The sequence below is a fragment of the Holdemania sp. Marseille-P2844 genome (assembly GCF_900120005.1).
In the GTDB taxonomy this organism is placed as follows: domain Bacteria; phylum Bacillota_I; class Bacilli_A; order Erysipelotrichales; family Erysipelotrichaceae; genus Holdemania.
The window spans coordinates 258,894-274,032 of sequence record NZ_LT635451.1 but is presented as its reverse complement, the minus strand read 5'-3'; the positions used below and the strand labels follow the sequence as shown (position 1 = coordinate 274,032).

Sequence of the window (15,139 nt, the reverse complement as noted above, 5' to 3'; positions counted from 1 at the left end):
CAACAGAAATTCCGTTATATATGAATATATGTTCATATGTTTTCTGTTCACATTATAGACTACTCCTATTCTGTTGTAAATAGGAAAAATTATTTTTTGTTATTTTTTTGCTTTCTTTATTTCCCGATGCTTTTTATCTCTGAGACAAAGTAAAAAAGACCGCCGCGGCGATCTTTAACCAAACAATTTCTGGATGATGTTTTTCTCTTTGAATTTCGGCAGCGCTGCTTTCTCGCCCAACAGCCGCTGAGCGATCACGGTGTAGCATTGCGAAGTGATCGTACTGCGCTTGAACGCCATCGGCACGCCGCGGTTGTTGCAGGCGATCAGATTTTCATCCTCATAAACTAACCCGATCACTTCCAACCCCAGCCAGTCCGCCGCTTCCTTGACGCTTAGCGAAATGCCTTTTTCAATGTAACGGGGATTGACGCGGTTCATCACCAGCCGGATCGTCGTCTTGCCTTCTTTTAACAGAATTCCAATCACGCGGTCGCTGTCCTGCAGAGCTGCGATATCCAGCTGCACGACGACTAACGCTTCGTCCGCGCAGCACATTGCATATTGGAAGCCGCGCTCAATCCCGGCCGGCGAGTCCAACAGGATAAAATCGAACTGATCCTGCAGCTGATCGATCACCGTCGTCAGATCTTCCAGCTTTAACCGGCCGATATTGACCGTCCGGCAGGCCGCCATGAGAAAAAGATTTTCACAGCGCTTGTCCTGGATCATCGCCCGGCTCAGGGGACAGCGGCCTTCGACCGCATCCTTCAAGTCATAGAACACGCGGTTTTCCAAGCCCATCATCACGTCCAGATTTTTCAAGCCCAGATCCATGTCGATCATACATACTTTTTTGCCTAATGACGCCAGCGCGATGCCGAGGTTGGCGCAGACCGTCGTTTTGCCGACGCCGCCCTTGCCGCTGGTGATCATGATTACCCTTGCCACACTTCTTCCTCCTTCAAACTCAGACTCATGCATCTCTGATTCTCATAATACACACAGACTTTCGCGAAATTTGTCAGAATCTGCCAGTCGCTGTCTGAAATCTTGACGCGGGCATGATCCAGTCCCATCGCGATCAGCTGGCAGGCGGGATCGAGCAGGCGGATCTGCCCGGCAACTGTGCCCAGGACGATCAACGGCCCGCCGCCGCGCATTTCGATCTGAATCGGCTGGCGCACATCGTGAAGCAATACGGCCGCACCTTCCAACTGAATCACCTCGCCCGCCCGCAGCGGTTCGCGGATCACGGTCAAATCACCTGAGACTTCCGGTTTTTTCTGAACATAGAGTCCCCGGCAGACGCAGCCGGTCGCCTGCAGGATCTCAAACAACTGTTTCAGCCGCTCCGCGCCCGGATCGCTGTCAAAAAAAACTTCGGCCGGATGACCGTCGCGGGTCTTCAGCAGCCGAAGCTTGGCCTCCAGCTCGACGGCCTGATCCTGCCATTGACGGCAGTCCATGCGAATCGTGAGTCCGGAGTTTTGTCCGATTATTTTAACTGTTCCCATCTGAGCTTCTCCCCTTTTCTGCGGATTGACTCCCGCCGAATCTGCAGGGTCTGCCGCTGATCATTCATCCAGATCACAAGCAGGATCGGCGCCAGATTGCCGACAAGCGTCGTTACCAGACGCTTGCTCAGCCATGTCATCAGCGACATCGCCGACAGATTGCTTGCGGTCATATAGAAGTATATCAGAAGCTCTTTGACGAAAATGATCGAAAGTAAGAGAATCATCAGCTCTAATAACGAAGAACTGATATGCTTGCTCCAAATATGAATCAGAAACGCGCACGCCATGCACACCAGCGAGCTGAGCATGAAGTGATCGGCGTTGAGAAAATCAAAAACCATCCCTGCCACAAACGCCATGAACAGCGAATCCAGAAGATTTTTCTGCCGCACCGTCAGCATCAGCGCACAAAAGCCCATGCACGGAATAAAAACTGAATGAATCAACGCGAAATCAAATGGGAACAGCGCCGTGAGGATCATGTCGGCAACTAAGCAAATTCCGATGAAAGCCGCTTCGTAAATCATTGCGAAGCCCCCTGGCGGCGGACGACGCAGACATAGTTAAACGATTGAAAATCCGCAGCCGGCCGGACGTAAATATTCATGCCGACCGCATTGCTCAGCTCCTCGACCTTACTGACCGTGCCGACAAGCAAGCCGGAAGGAAAGACGCCGCCCATACCGCTGGTTACGACGCGCATCTCTTCCGTAACGGTCGCGCCGGAAGTCAACAGCTGCATCACAAAAGCCTGTTCGTTGCTGTCATATTTCACCAAAATGGCATCGACCGTTTTCCCTTCGTCGATCTCAATCTTTACAGACACCTTATTCAGACCGTCTTCCGCAGTGATCAGCTTCACCGTCGAAGTGTGTTCGTTAACCTTCGTTACCTTGCCGACCAATCCCTTCGGCGTGATCACGGCATAGTTTAGCCCGACCCCGTCGGCGCTGCCGACGTCGATCGTCAACAGGTTGTTCCAGGCTTCCTGAGTGCGCGAAAGCACGGTCGAGGGAATCAGATCGTAATCCGAAACGATCGTTTTCAAGTCCGCGATCTGTTTCAGCTCCTCGATCTGCCGCTCGGCTTCCGCCAGCTGCCCCTGCAGCGAAGAGATCTGATCGACCTGGGTGCGAAGCAGGTCGTTTTCCTGACGGACCTGCCACAGCCGTGAGAATGAGGTAAAGAAATCCGTCACCGTCGTGACCGGATAATCAATCAACGAATATTTAAGCATGGAAAAGACGTTATACCCCTGCCGGCTGATTTCACTGAACGGGGTCGTTACGCTGACGACGTTTAAAATTAACGACAAGGACAGCGAAATGCCAATCAGCCAAAGCAGTATTTTTTGAAAACGATTCAGTTTCATTTTATCACCTGCGTCTATTATACGGTGATTGCCCCCGAACTTCAATCTAATAATCCATGGGCGCGGAAGCTGAAATACTGCGTGGTTCCGACGATTAAATGATCCAGCAGCTCGATTCCGATCAGCTCGCCGGTTTCTTTTAAGCGCTGGGTAATGATCCGGTCGGCCATGCTTGGGGTCAGATCCTGCGACGGGTGATTGTGTACAACCAACACACGGCAGGCCGAGGCCAGCAGCGCTTCCTTAAACACCTCGCGGGGATGGACGATGCTGGCGTCCAGCGTACCTTTGAACAACAGCCGGTGCTCTAAAATGTGGTTTTTCGCGTCGAGATAGATCGCTAAAAAGTGCTCCTGCTGCTTGCCGCCGATTTCCCGTCCCAGCCAGGCCATCAGCGCCTCCGGATTGGAAACGACGTCGATATCGCGGGTTTGTTCCTCGCTGATCCGCCGCGCCAGCTCAAAACACGCTAAAATCTCCAGACCGCGGACCTGGCTGATGCCTTTGATCTGCGTCAGCTCTTTGAGCGTCAGCCGGGACAGACCGCTGACGCCCTGACTGCGCTGAAGCAGCTGGTCGGCGATCATCAGACTGGACGCTCCCGGCACGCCGCTGCGTAAAATCAGCGCCAGAATTTCCTTGTTGGAACAGTGTTCAATTCCCTGCTGCAGCGCTTTTTCGCGCGGCCGTTCCTCACAGGGCATTTCTCTTACGGTTGTGATGTACATCCCTCCAATACCGATGCGGTCTGACCTTGGCTTAGCTGCTGCCGTTGAGTTTCGTTGAGCGAACAGGCGCGTTCCATCCATTCGTAATCCAGATCGATCATCCGCTGGCGGCACTGGCGGGTGACTTCCGGATCGAGACTGACGCCGACGGCGACGATCTGGTATTCACCGCGCGTATAGGTCACGGGCGTAAATCCGTCCTGTTCTAAAAACGCTGTCAGCTCACGCACGGAGCTTTCCTGCGCGAACACCCCGGCCTGAATCCAGCTCAGCGACGATGATCCCTGATCGTCGGAAATCACCGGCGCCGCCGATTCCGGCTGCGTGCCGGGCGTGACGGTGACCTCCAGCGAATCCTCGGGCGCCGAGCTTGTTTCACTGATCCGCGCAAACAATCCGAAATACAGAACGCAGAAGCCCAGCGACAACAAGACGGCCATCATGGTTACAATCGAACTTTTTTTCATTTGGCTTCACCTCTGGTATCAGCCTATGAGAAACATGACCGGTTCAGTCAGACCGCTCACTTACAATATTCGCTGAAAATTCGATTTTGCCTGCCTCAAATACGAAAAAAAGGAGATTTTTTCCTATTTTTCTCCTTTTTCCGTCTTTTCTTTCTGAAACAAGCTTGTTTTTAAGGCTTCCGGGTCGGCGGACGCCGCCAGCGCCAGCGTGATGATCTGCGCCAGCAGCGGTTCGATTTTCTCCGGTTTGCCCTGGTGATCGTCAAACTGAACCTGTTCGATCAGTTCCGCGCTGGTCACGGCCAGTTGTTTGATCGCACTATACCGTTCCATGCGCGCGCTCCTTTTCGTTCCGTTCTAAAATCATCGCCACGGCCTGAGCGAACGCGCCTTCCTCGCAGCTCCCCAATACGTGATCGACCTGTTTTTTAACCGCCTCCACGGCATTGGACGGCGCAAACGACAAGCCGGCTTCCGCCAACATTTCCCGATCGTTGTTGCCATCGCCGATCGCCGCCAGCGCCTGCAGCGGAATACCGTGACGACCGCACAGCTGCTTCAGCGCCAGCGCCTTGTGCACGCCTTGCGGTGTAACGTCGAGAAACCCCGGGCCGGAGCGCGTCAGGGTCACATCCTTCAGGACGGCGCGGGCCTGGAATTCAATGTCATCCAGCTGCTGCGGATCGCCGGTCAATCCCGCCATACACGCCGGTTTTGTCATGTAGGAAAAGAAATCGGAACCGACGACGAGAAAATCAATTCCGACGACAGTGCGGTCGCTGTCTAATGAAGCATCGTAGCCGTCGGCGACCATCAGATCTTCCTGCTGCACCGCCAGCGTCACGCCTGGATGCGCGTCGGAAAACTGCTTCAGCGTTTTTATTTGCTCGAGGGTTAAGCTGTGCAGCACCGTGCGGATACCGCGGCGGCAGTCGATCAGCTCCGCCCCGGCGGAGGCAATGATCATTCCGCCTTTTTCCCGCATATCCAACTGCGCTTCCAGCTTACGCACCCCGGCATAAATCCGCGCCGTCGCGAGAACCAGTTCGACGCCCTGACTGCGCAGCGTATCCGCCGCCTTCAGATTCACCTCAGGAATCGCGTAGGTTTGATGAGAAAATAAAGTATGGTCAATATCAGACGCTAACATTCGGATCATAGACTTCGCTCCTTGCTTCACAGGTTTTGCCCGTCTGTCCTTAGGACAGGGTCATTCAACCGCAACTCTGCTTTTCACTATATCATAAAATTCCGCCGGCGCGAAGCCCTGCACTTCCCTCAAATGTAAAAAATCCTGAAGCTTTAATCAAAGCAGTCAGGATTTCTTGATTCTGTTTTAGGCAACGATCTCGCCGTTGATCAGAACCGTGCGGACCGTCGTGAACATTGCCAGCGGATCGCCGTCGGTGATGACGATATCCGCGTCCTTGCCGACCTCTAACGAACCCACCCGGTCGGCGATGCCCAGATGCTTCGCCGGATTGATCGTGATCGCTTTCAGCGCTTCGGTGTGATCCATCCCGGATTTAACCGCCAGTCCCGCCGACATCGCCAGATATTTTAGCGGCACGATCGGGGCGTCCGTCACGATCGAAACCTGCAGCCCGGCCTTGCTTAAAACGCCCGGAGTCGTAAACGTCATGTTGCGGATTTCAAACTTGCTGTTGGCGTGCAGGTTTGGCCCGACAGCCAGCGGTACGTTGGCCGCCTGCAGCTGCGGCAGGATGAACTGACCTTCTGTCACATGTTCCAGCGTCAGCTTCAAATCGAATTCCTTCGCGATCCGGATTGCCGTGCAGATATCGTCTGCCCGGTGAGCGTGCGCTTTGAGCGGCAGCTGTTTGCGCACGACCGGCAGCATCGCGTCCAGCTTCATGTCGAAAGCCGGGCGTTTGCTCGGATCCTGACGGGCCTCGCTGAGTTTCATTGAATATTCGTTCGCTTTAAACAACAGCTCGCGCAGCTTCGCCGCCGTCGCCATCCGGGTGTTGTTGTTTTTGCCCTGGTAGCAGCGCTTCGGATTTTCGCCGAAAGCGCACTTCATCGCGACAGCTTCCTTGACGATCATCTCGTCGACGCAGGTGCCGACGGTCTTCACAGCCGCAAACGTCCCGCCGACCACATTCGCGCTGCCCGGCCCGGTGCCGATTGTCGTGACGCCGGCTGCGGCCGCCTCCTTAAACGAAGGATCGAACGGATTGATCGCGTCAATCCCGCGCAGCTGCGGCGTGATCGGATCGGTCGATTCGTTGGTGTCGTTGCCCTCGAAGCCGATTCCGTCTTCATACAAACCGATGTGGCAATGGCAGTCGATAAACCCAGGGTACACCTGCAGGCCTGTCGCGTCGATGATCTCGCAGCCTTCCGGAACTGTTAGGTGTTCCCCGATCGCCGCGATTTTTCCATTATCAATTAAGATATCCGCAATGACCGGACCTTCGCCAGCCATCGTGGTAACCAGTCCATTTTGAACTAACCGCATGTCTTACGCCACGACCTTTCCGTCGATGATGACGATTTCCGGCTGTGCCGAAACCTCAAAGCAACTGCCTTCCATGACCAGAATGTCCGCATCCTTGCCGATTTCCAGCGAACCGACGCGATCCTCAATGCCGATATGCTTGGCGGCGTTGATTGTGATCGCTTTTAACGCATCCCACTCCTTCATGCCGGATTTGATCGCCAGACCGGCGCACAGCGGCAGATACTGCTGCGGAATTACCGGCGAATCGGTGATAATTGAAACCTGGCAGCCGGCGTTCGCCAGTATTCCCGGAGTTTCAAACGTTTTGTTGCGCAGCTCAAATTTGCTCGCATGGGTCAACGACGGTCCGACCGCCATCGGCACCGGTTCGTCCTTCAGCTCGTCGACAATCAGATGCCCTTCCGTTACATGTTCCAGCGTGATCTTCACATTGAATTCCTGCGCGATCCGCAGCGCCGTGAAAATATCGTTGGCCTGATGCGCGTGGGCCTTCAGCGGCAGCTCGCCATGCAGCACCGGCCGCAGCGCTTCCAGCTTCATATCGTAAGCCGGCAGCTTGCTTTCATCGCTGCCCGCGGCCAGCACCTTGCGGTCGTATTCTCTGGCCTTCAAAAGCATTTCGCGCAGCTTGGACGCGGTCGACATCCGGGAATAGTTATTCTTATCTTTATAACAACGCTTCGGGTTCTCGCCAAACGCGCATTTCATCGCGACTTCCTTTTTGACGATCATCTTATCGACGCGCTTGCCGACTGTCTTGATCGCCGTAAACGTACCGCCCAGCACATTCGCGCTGCCCGGTCCGGTGCAGACGGTTGTGATGCCGGCCAGCGCCGCTTCACGGAACGTCGGATCCATCGGATTGATGCCGTCGATCGCGCGCAGCTGCGGCGTCAGAATATCTGTCATCTCATTGCAGTCGTCGCCCTCAAAACCGATCCCGGAGCCATCCAGGCCGATATGGCAATGCGCCTCGACAAAGCCTGGATAAACATTTTTATCCGTCGCGTCGACGATCTCGCAATCCTGCGGCACGATCAGATTTCGACCGATCGCCGTGATTTTGCCCTTGTCTGCCAAGATGTCCGCAATATACGGTTCTTCATGAACCGCGTCGTGCACCCATCCATTTTTAATACAAATCATAGTTCACCCTCATTTCTTTCAATAGGTTCATTATACAAAATTTTACAAAAAATGAAAGTGATAAAGGCAGAATTTCATCACTTTCATTTCATTTACATTCAATACAAAGAAACTCAAAGTTTACTTCCTTTCGATCTCACACCACGTTTCCAATTCCGGATTAACGATTTCCCAAAGATCGTTCCAACGCGTGGGTAAACAGCTCCAGAAAGCGCAGAACGTCAACGTCGATCGCCATCTGATGATCCTTCTGTGAGTCGTTGAGCCGCGTCAGATCAGCGACGGTCCGGCCCCGTCCGGCGGCCTCTTCCAGCTCGACCTTGAGGTTGACCGGCAGCGTTGTCATCAGATCCGGATGCAGCGCGGCGGCTGCGGCCAGCGGATCGTGGAGCGGACAGCCGGCCAGACGGCGCTTATCAGTTTTGTAATAGTCGAGATAAAACTGCATCAGCCCGCCGATTAATTCCGAAGCCGGCGTCTTCAAGGCGCGCAGATGATCAATATGCGCCTGATCATACAGCGTCTTCAGCGTCACGTCCAGTCCCACCAGCACCAACGGCAGCCCGCTGGCAAAAACCTCGGCCGCCGCTTCCGGATCGACACGCACATTGGCTTCCGCAAACGGTGTTTCATTTCCGGCCACCGTCAGCGCCCCGGCCATGCAGACAACCCGGCCAATCCGGTTTTTGAATTCCGGATCCCGGCGCAGCACCTCCGCCAGCGTCGTCAGAGGACCGGCCGTCAACAGCGTCAGTTCCGCTCCATACTGCCGGGCGGCTTCCAGAATAAATTCCACAGCCGGCCGGGGCCGGACAAGATCCGGATCCGGTTCAATCAGCGCTTTGCCAAATCCATATTCGCCATGCACAACCCGGCACATCGGTGTCGGCGCAAAGTCGGTTTGGGTCAGGGGATGAACCGGTCCTGCATAGACCGGAATATCGGTTCGGCCCAGCGCTTTTAACAAGGTTTCCGTATTTTCCAATGCCTGCTTTTGAAACACATTGCCATAGGTGCAGGTCACGCCGATCACCTCCGCTGCCGGATCGCCCAGCGCATAACTCAGCGCCAGCGCGTCGTCGATGCCGGTATCCAAATCCAAAATTATTTTCATAACGGATCCTCCTTGTTTTCCTGGTTTCATTTTAAGCCCGTTTGTGCCTGACCGCAAGTTCTAGCTGAATTTCCTTTTCCGGCCGGATCGTTTTCCTTTCTGCCCAATCCGGATTCACTGCGTTCCCATCAAGAAAACGCCGGCTACCGCCGGCGTTGATCATTTTCCTTGATTCCTGATTTTAGAACGAAAGCATCTTCATGCCGTTTTGTTTCTTCGGCTTGTGATCGTCATCTTCTTCATCCTGATCCTGCGGCAGGACCCTGACCTTCACCTCGATCACCTTACGGGCGTCAGTCTGCGTCACTGTGACGACCAGATTTTTATATGTGAATGATTCGCCGACCTTCGGAATCCGTTCCAGCTCATGGATAACCCAGCCGCTGACGGTGATAAAGTCGTAATCTTCCTCATCTTCCAGACCAAAGAATTCAAACATATCGTCCAGATCCATATCGCACTCGATCAGATACGTGTTCGGATCCAGTTCCTTGTAATACTCCTTGACCTGATCGTGTTCATCGTAAATTTCACCGACCAGTTCTTCCAGAATATCTTCCAGCGTGATGATGCCGGCGGTCCCGCCGTACTCGTCCAGCACGACCGCCATATGAGTTTTGGAGCTTTGCAGCTGTTTGAGCAGCGTGGATATCTTGACGTGCGGACTGGTATATAACAACGTCTGGGTAATTGATTTGAACGTGCCCATGTGGTTGTAGTATAAATTGTAGAAATCCTTTTCGTGAATGACTCCGACGATATTGTCGATCGAGTTTTCATAGACCGGCAGACGCGAGAAATTGTTGTTGCGGAACATCAGCTCGATCTCATCCAGCGAATCCGTAACATCGACCGCAACCACGTCGACCCGCGGCGTTAAGATATCCTTGACGTCCAGATCGTTGAATTCAATCGCGGCGCAGATCAAGTCGCTTTCATGGGCTTCCAGATCCCCTTCGTTCTGTGCTTCCTCAACGATGGTCAACAGTTCCTCCTGCGTCATCGAATCGTCGTTTTCAACTTTAAACAACATCGAAAGCAGCTTCTTCCACAAGCTGAACAGGAAGTTGATCGGGGTTAAGAGCGTCTGGATAAACCCGATCACCCCCGCAACCGCCATCGCAAACTTCTCCGGCGTTTCCTTCGCAATGCTTTTCGGTGAAATCTCGCCGAAAATTAAGATCACGACCGTCATGACCGCGGTCGACAGACTGACTCCGGCGTCGCCGAAGCCCAAATTCTGCACGAACAAAACCGTCGCCAGCGACGAAGCCAGAATATTGACCACGTTGTTGCCGACCAGAATCGTGGATAACAACCGGTCGTAGCCGTCCGCCAGCTCCAGCGCTTTCTGCGCCTTGCGGCTGCCGGCCGAAGCCATATTTTTTAATTTTATTTTATTGATACTGGAATACGCCGTTTCAGTCGCCGAGAAAAAACTCGAGCAAAAGACCAGAATGGCTAAAATTCCAATCAGCGTCATCGTATTACTCATCTTACCTCTCTCCTTTTTTATCCTTCTGATTTATTTCTGATTTCACTCTCAGAATCGGATAACATGATATCGGATGAACATTCTGATCCTTGACAGTTTCATCCAAATCAGAGATGGCAGGTGCCCTGACTTAACCGTGGGGTGGGGCAAATCGTCCAACGAAAACACATCCTTTCATTTCAATTCACACTATGAGCTTTGCGTCTCTCATAATGACACAGCAGGGTTGCCGCCTTGGATCCGCGAAAGGGATCCGATCAGTCTCATTTCAGCGGCGGCGCCCTTCGTGCGTCGCTGCCATTCAGTCTGCTTCAGCGCTTCATCCGCCCACTTATGGCAATGAAATTTTCCTCACTGATTTTTTGAATTATAGCATGAACTGTTTCCCGGCGCAATGGTCCTGGCATTCAAAATAATGAAAAAGCCTTTATCTGCGCGCTTTTCAAACAATTTACGAAGTTGTTTTCGAGTTAATCATCCATACGCAGAACAATCCGGAAGATCGCAGTTTGCCCATTTCTTCATAAATCCTTTATTTTTCTTTACGAAGTCTTAAAGGATGAAACGCCGGAATTGGGGTACAATAAAGACAAGAACAGGAGGGATACGCGATGGCGAAACATCGGCCGCTGAATTTGAAAAATCTGATGCTGGTACTGATCCCCAGTTGTCTGATTTTATTCATCATCTGCTACCTTCTGGGAAATTCTTACGGCTTCCTGCACCAGCTGTTCCACTTCTAAATTAGAACCACGGTTTGTCCTCCATGCGCACCGCACAATCTTCATAAAACGTTATAAAACGATGGGCTGCCCCATCGTTTTCAGTTTATTCCATGCGTTGGGCACGGTTGAACAAAAACAGGCCGATGACAAACATCACCGCAAGAATCGCAATCGCCCCATTGGCGCTGCCAGAGATCTGCGCTGTCAGACTGACCAAAGCTGTGCCCAGAAAGGCTGCGCCTTTGCCGCAGATGTCGAACAGGCCGAAGAATTCTCCGGCGTTTTCCGGCGGGATGATCTGCGCAAAATAGGAACGTGATAGCGCCTGGATGCCGCCCTGAAACAAGCCGACGCACACCGCCAGCACCCAGAATTCCCATTGCTTATCCAACTGAATCGCAAAGAGTGCAATGCCGGTATACGCGAAAATGCAGAGCTGGATCAATCTGGCGTTGTTGATCTTGCGGGCCAGCCAGGCAAACACCAGCGCGCTGGGAAACGCAACGATCTGCGTTACCAGTAACGCCACTAACAAGCCCTGAGTATCCAATCCCAAGGCGCTGCCATACGCGGTTGCCATGTCGATGATCGTATAGACGCCGTCGATGTAAAAGAAGAACGCGATCAGAAACAGAAAGATTTTCCGATGTCTGCGGATTTTGCGGAACGAATCGGCTAACCGCCGGAAGCTGCCGCGAAGCTTATCCTTCTGCACATCTTCAACATAGTATTTCTGCTTGTAGTTTTTTAACAGCGGCAGCGTGCAGCCCAGCCACCACAGGGCGTTGATCACAAACGCCAGAATCATCGCCGTCATGATCGTCATCGAAAACTGTTCGTAAAACAGCACAAAGACCAGACTGATCACAAACGGAATGCAGCTGCCGATATAACCCCACGCATAACCATGCGAGGACACCCGATCCATCCGCTCGGGCGTCGTGACGTCCGAAAGCATCGAATCGTAAAAGATCAGGCTGGCGGAATAGCCGACCTTGGCCACGATGTACAGAATCAAAAATACTCGCCATGAGGTCGGAATCCACAACGCCGCCAGCGCGCACACGCCGACCATCACGCACAGTGCGAATATTTTCTTCTTGAGGCCCTGATAATCGGCCAGCGTGCCCAGCACCGGTCCGCTCAGCGCCACGATCAGCGTTGAAACGGAAGCGGCATAACCCCAGTACGCCAGATAATCGACTTCCGCAATCCCCGCGCTCTGGCAGAGAGAATTGAAGTAGATCGGCATAATCGTCGCGACTAACAGAATAAACGCGGAATTGCCGACGTCGTATAAAATCCATTGTTTCTCCAAGGCTGTGAGTTTCTTATTTTCCATGTTGTCCCCCATTGTTCATCCTCTACTCGTAGTCTTCGTCATACCACGGATCCAGCGGTTTTTGAGTGTTCAGCGTCGCGACGTATTCGCGGATCAGACGCACGGACAGCACTGCGGCTTCGTCCATCCCCGCCATTCGCTGCTGGATAAAATCAGCGCAGCGCGGATTCGGCTCGCGGTTGATGATCAGGCCGCCTTCGCTCTTGCGGACTCCGACCAAGCCCATCACTCCGAGAATGAAATTGCGCTTTGCCGCGCCGGGAGCGACAAACAGATCCAGCAAGCCGGTCATCGTCTTGAGCGATTGTTCGATATCGCGCGGACGGACGTCAAAGAACGGCGCGATCACCTGGCAGCACGCGGGCGAAATCGTCAGATGCTCCGTCGAGCGGGTGCGCAGCGGATCCTTGCCCTGCGCGACCATCAGCGCCCGATCCCATTCCGACTCGATCTCGCTGTGGCTCAGCCCGGATTCTTCCTGAAACGCAAAGATCGCCGGATGATTCAGGCTGTCCAGCACAAAGTGATTGATAAAGCCCAGAATATAGGCCAGCGCCGCCTCCGGATCCACGCTCTGACGGATCAGGGTGCGGGCGTGTTCAAAGAACGGACGGCCCGGTTCATGGTGCATCGCATAGCCTTGTTTTTTTATTGGCGCCTGACTTAAAGGTTTATAAAAGAAAAGCAGATCCGGTCCGTGCAGACCGATGTTGTAACAATCTAAATGTGAAATGATCCGTTCACGCAGCGCAGGCTCCAGCTGATCCAGAACCTGACGGCCGTAAACGGCATGTGTATAAGTTGCTGGCATACTTCTCCCCCTGACATTTTTCGACCTTATTATATCATGGATCCCCGGCCGGCACTGTTTCTTTTCTGTCAATTATGGCAGAAATCGAACATCTGATTGAGATCTGACGACACAACAGCAGAATTTGCGTTTTCTTCAAGTTGACATTCAGCCTGATCTGTTTGTCGTACTCCCGAAGTTTTCCTGTTCCGCCGGCGGCAGAAATGCTACAATGAAGCCAAACAAAGAAAGGAGCGCAGAATGAGCATTTCGTTATTTGATTTTCTGCAGCAGCTGACCCACAGCCTGCCGTTATTGATCACCGTGATCTTAACGATCGGCGTAATTCTGGTCAACGGCTGGACGGACGCGCCCAATGCGATCGCAACCTGTGTATCGACCCGTTCGATGTCGGCCCGCAGCGCCGTGCTGATGGCGGCATTCTTCAATTTTCTGGGCGTGCTGTTTATGACGATGGTCAACGCTACGGTCGCCGAAACAATTTACAACATCGCGGATTTCGGCTCCGATCCCCAACAGGCGCTCATCGCGCTGTGTGCGGCGTTGTTCGCGATTGTCAGCTGGGCGGTGCTGGCGTGGAAATATGGCATTCCGACCAGCGAAAGCCACGCCTTAATCGCCGGGCTGTCGGGGGCGGCGATCGCCCTGCACGGCGGTTTGGGCGGGATTAATGGATCAGAATGGATCAAGGTTCTTTACGGGCTGGTGCTCTCGACAATTCTGGGTTTCACGCTGGGCTGGCTGTGCGTGAAGCTGGTTGAAGCGCTGTGCCGCAAATTGGACCGGCGGCGCACGAATTCGTTTTTCCGCTATGCGCAGATCGGCGGCGGGGCGGCGATGGCGTTCATGCACGGAGCGCAGGACGGCCAGAAATTCATGGGTGTTTTCCTGCTGGGCGTCTTTCTCGCCAGGGGCAGGCGCATGTCGAATCCTTCGTGATCCCGCTGTGGCTGATGATTCTGTGTTCCGCCATCATGGGTTTAGGCACCAGTATCGGCGGTTACCGGATCATCAAATCCGTCGGCATGGACATGGTTCGTCTGGAAAAATATCAGGGCTTCGCAGCGGATACCGCGGCGGCGCTGTGCCTGTTGGTTTCCTCACTAACCGGTGTTCCGGTCAGCACGACCCACACCAAGACGACGGCGATCATGGGCGTCGGCGCGGCGCGGCGGCTGTCCAACGTCAACTGGGGCGTCGTCAGAGAAATGGTAATGACCTGGGTTCTGACCTTTCCAGGATGCGGATTGATCGGCTTTCTGATGGCGAAGTTGTTCTTTATTCTCTTTTAATGGAAGGAGTTGTTTATGGGCAAACAATTTGATTATTTCAACGCGTTTCTGGAAATGGGCCGGCATTCGTTAAGGGCTGGGGAGTTGTTGAAGGAAACGCTGGAAACGTATGACCCGGCTGTGCTCAAGGAGCGGATGGCACAAATTCATACTGTGGAACACAGTGCGGATACGCTGAAGCATCAGCTGACCGATCAGCTGATCCGCGAATTTCTGCCGCCGATTGAACGTGAGGACATCATGGAGCTGTCCGATGTGATCGACGATTTGACCGACGCGATCGAGGACGTTGTGATCCGGCTGTATATGTATAATATTCATCAAATCGACCCGCCGGCGCTGCAGTTCTGCGGCTTGATCATCGAGTGCATCCGCACGCTGCAGCAGGCGCTCGAAGAGTTCCGGCATTTCAAAAAATCCACGACGCTGGAAGATCTGATCCGCAGAGTTAACGAACTGGAGGAGAACGGCGACCGGCTGTATGCCGAAACGATGCACGAACTGTTCGCCACGCCGCAGGATCCGCTGGCAATCATGGTCTGGATGGAAATTTATGAACGGCTGGAAAAGTGCTGCGACCGATGCGAGGATGTGGCGAAGGCGTTGGGCCGCGCGGTGCTCAATAATTCATAGTCAAAAGAC

The 15,139-nt window shown here is 53.5% G+C and carries 18 protein-coding genes; 4 read left to right on the top strand and 14 right to left on the bottom strand.

The window, feature by feature from the left end; genetic code table 11:
* Nucleotides 1–174: 174 nt before the first annotated feature.
* From minD to BQ7364_RS07905, 12 genes are all read right to left on the bottom strand, one after another.
* On the bottom strand, nucleotides 175–951 hold the full coding sequence (gene minD / locus BQ7364_RS07960; protein ID WP_072684233.1) for a septum site-determining protein MinD: 777 nt from the start codon (nucleotides 949–951) through the stop codon (nucleotides 175–177).
* Complete coding sequence (locus BQ7364_RS07955) at nucleotides 939–1,517, bottom strand: hypothetical protein (protein ID WP_072684232.1); 579 nt, start codon at nucleotides 1,515–1,517, stop codon at nucleotides 939–941. The genes minD and BQ7364_RS07955 overlap by 13 nt, the downstream gene beginning before the upstream one ends.
* Nucleotides 1,499–2,047 carry a hypothetical protein gene (locus tag BQ7364_RS07950; RefSeq protein ID WP_072684231.1) on the bottom strand — a complete coding sequence of 183 codons (549 nt, stop codon included), beginning with the start codon at nucleotides 2,045–2,047 and terminating at the stop codon, nucleotides 1,499–1,501. The genes BQ7364_RS07955 and BQ7364_RS07950 overlap by 19 nt, the downstream gene beginning before the upstream one ends.
* A complete protein-coding gene (mreC, locus tag BQ7364_RS07945) occupies nucleotides 2,044–2,892 on the bottom strand; it encodes a rod shape-determining protein MreC (RefSeq protein ID WP_072684230.1) in 849 nt (282 codons plus the stop codon). The genes BQ7364_RS07950 and mreC overlap by 4 nt, the downstream gene beginning before the upstream one ends.
* A gap of 41 nt (nucleotides 2,893–2,933) precedes the next feature.
* Nucleotides 2,934–3,620 (bottom strand): RadC family protein, encoded by a 687-nt coding sequence (gene radC, locus BQ7364_RS07940; protein ID WP_072684229.1) that lies wholly within the window; start codon nucleotides 3,618–3,620, stop codon nucleotides 2,934–2,936.
* A complete protein-coding gene (locus BQ7364_RS07935) occupies nucleotides 3,602–4,087 on the bottom strand; it encodes a hypothetical protein (RefSeq protein WP_072684228.1) in 486 nt (161 codons plus the stop codon). Before BQ7364_RS07935 ends, radC begins: the two co-directional genes overlap by 19 nt.
* 123 nt (nucleotides 4,088–4,210) lie before the next feature.
* The gene (locus tag BQ7364_RS07930) at nucleotides 4,211–4,420 is read right to left on the bottom strand and encodes a hypothetical protein (protein ID WP_072684227.1); all 210 of its coding nucleotides are present in this window, start codon (nucleotides 4,418–4,420) and stop codon (nucleotides 4,211–4,213) included.
* Complete coding sequence (locus BQ7364_RS07925; protein WP_072684226.1) at nucleotides 4,407–5,246, bottom strand: HAD family hydrolase; 840 nt, start codon at nucleotides 5,244–5,246, stop codon at nucleotides 4,407–4,409. The genes BQ7364_RS07930 and BQ7364_RS07925 overlap by 14 nt, the downstream gene beginning before the upstream one ends.
* A 177-nt stretch (nucleotides 5,247–5,423) precedes the next feature.
* Nucleotides 5,424–6,569, bottom strand: coding sequence for an amidohydrolase (locus tag BQ7364_RS07920; protein WP_072684225.1), 1,146 nt, complete (start codon nucleotides 6,567–6,569; stop codon nucleotides 5,424–5,426).
* Nucleotides 6,570–6,572: 3 nt separating this feature from the next.
* Nucleotides 6,573–7,718 carry an amidohydrolase gene (locus BQ7364_RS07915; protein WP_072684224.1) on the bottom strand — a complete coding sequence of 382 codons (1,146 nt, stop codon included), beginning with the start codon at nucleotides 7,716–7,718 and terminating at the stop codon, nucleotides 6,573–6,575.
* Nucleotides 7,719–7,878: 160 nt separating this feature from the next.
* Nucleotides 7,879–8,832 carry a nucleoside hydrolase gene (locus tag BQ7364_RS07910; protein ID WP_159432776.1) on the bottom strand — a complete coding sequence of 318 codons (954 nt, stop codon included), beginning with the start codon at nucleotides 8,830–8,832 and terminating at the stop codon, nucleotides 7,879–7,881.
* 181 nt (nucleotides 8,833–9,013) lie between these two features.
* Nucleotides 9,014–10,327, bottom strand: coding sequence for an HlyC/CorC family transporter (locus BQ7364_RS07905; RefSeq protein ID WP_072684222.1), 1,314 nt, complete (start codon nucleotides 10,325–10,327; stop codon nucleotides 9,014–9,016).
* A 611-nt stretch (nucleotides 10,328–10,938) separates the two neighbouring features.
* Between BQ7364_RS07905 and BQ7364_RS18525 the strand changes: the two genes are divergently transcribed.
* Entirely contained in the window at nucleotides 10,939–11,070 is a 132-nt protein-coding gene (locus tag BQ7364_RS18525) for a hypothetical protein (RefSeq protein ID WP_255370395.1), read from the top strand.
* Between the two features lie 85 nt (nucleotides 11,071–11,155).
* Here the strand turns inward: BQ7364_RS18525 and BQ7364_RS07900 are convergent, their stop codons facing one another.
* Nucleotides 11,156–12,394, bottom strand: a complete 1,239-nt coding sequence (locus BQ7364_RS07900; protein ID WP_072684557.1) for an MFS transporter — start codon at nucleotides 12,392–12,394, stop codon at nucleotides 11,156–11,158.
* 22 nt (nucleotides 12,395–12,416) lie between these two features.
* Complete coding sequence (locus BQ7364_RS07895) at nucleotides 12,417–13,205, bottom strand: zinc dependent phospholipase C family protein (RefSeq protein ID WP_072684221.1); 789 nt, start codon at nucleotides 13,203–13,205, stop codon at nucleotides 12,417–12,419.
* Nucleotides 13,206–13,445: 240 nt separating this feature from the next.
* On the opposite strand from BQ7364_RS07895, the gene BQ7364_RS07890 reads away from it, so the two are divergent.
* From BQ7364_RS07890 to BQ7364_RS07885, 3 genes are read left to right on the top strand one after another with little or no spacing between them, the layout of a single operon-like run.
* The gene (locus BQ7364_RS07890) at nucleotides 13,446–14,144 is read left to right on the top strand and encodes an inorganic phosphate transporter (protein WP_200798779.1); all 699 of its coding nucleotides are present in this window, start codon (nucleotides 13,446–13,448) and stop codon (nucleotides 14,142–14,144) included.
* Between the two features lie 14 nt (nucleotides 14,145–14,158).
* A complete protein-coding gene (locus tag BQ7364_RS18135) occupies nucleotides 14,159–14,497 on the top strand; it encodes an inorganic phosphate transporter (RefSeq protein ID WP_200798778.1) in 339 nt (112 codons plus the stop codon).
* A gap of 15 nt (nucleotides 14,498–14,512) precedes the next feature.
* Nucleotides 14,513–15,130, top strand: a complete 618-nt coding sequence (locus tag BQ7364_RS07885) for a DUF47 domain-containing protein (protein ID WP_072684220.1) — start codon at nucleotides 14,513–14,515, stop codon at nucleotides 15,128–15,130.
* Nucleotides 15,131–15,139 lie beyond the last annotated feature (9 nt).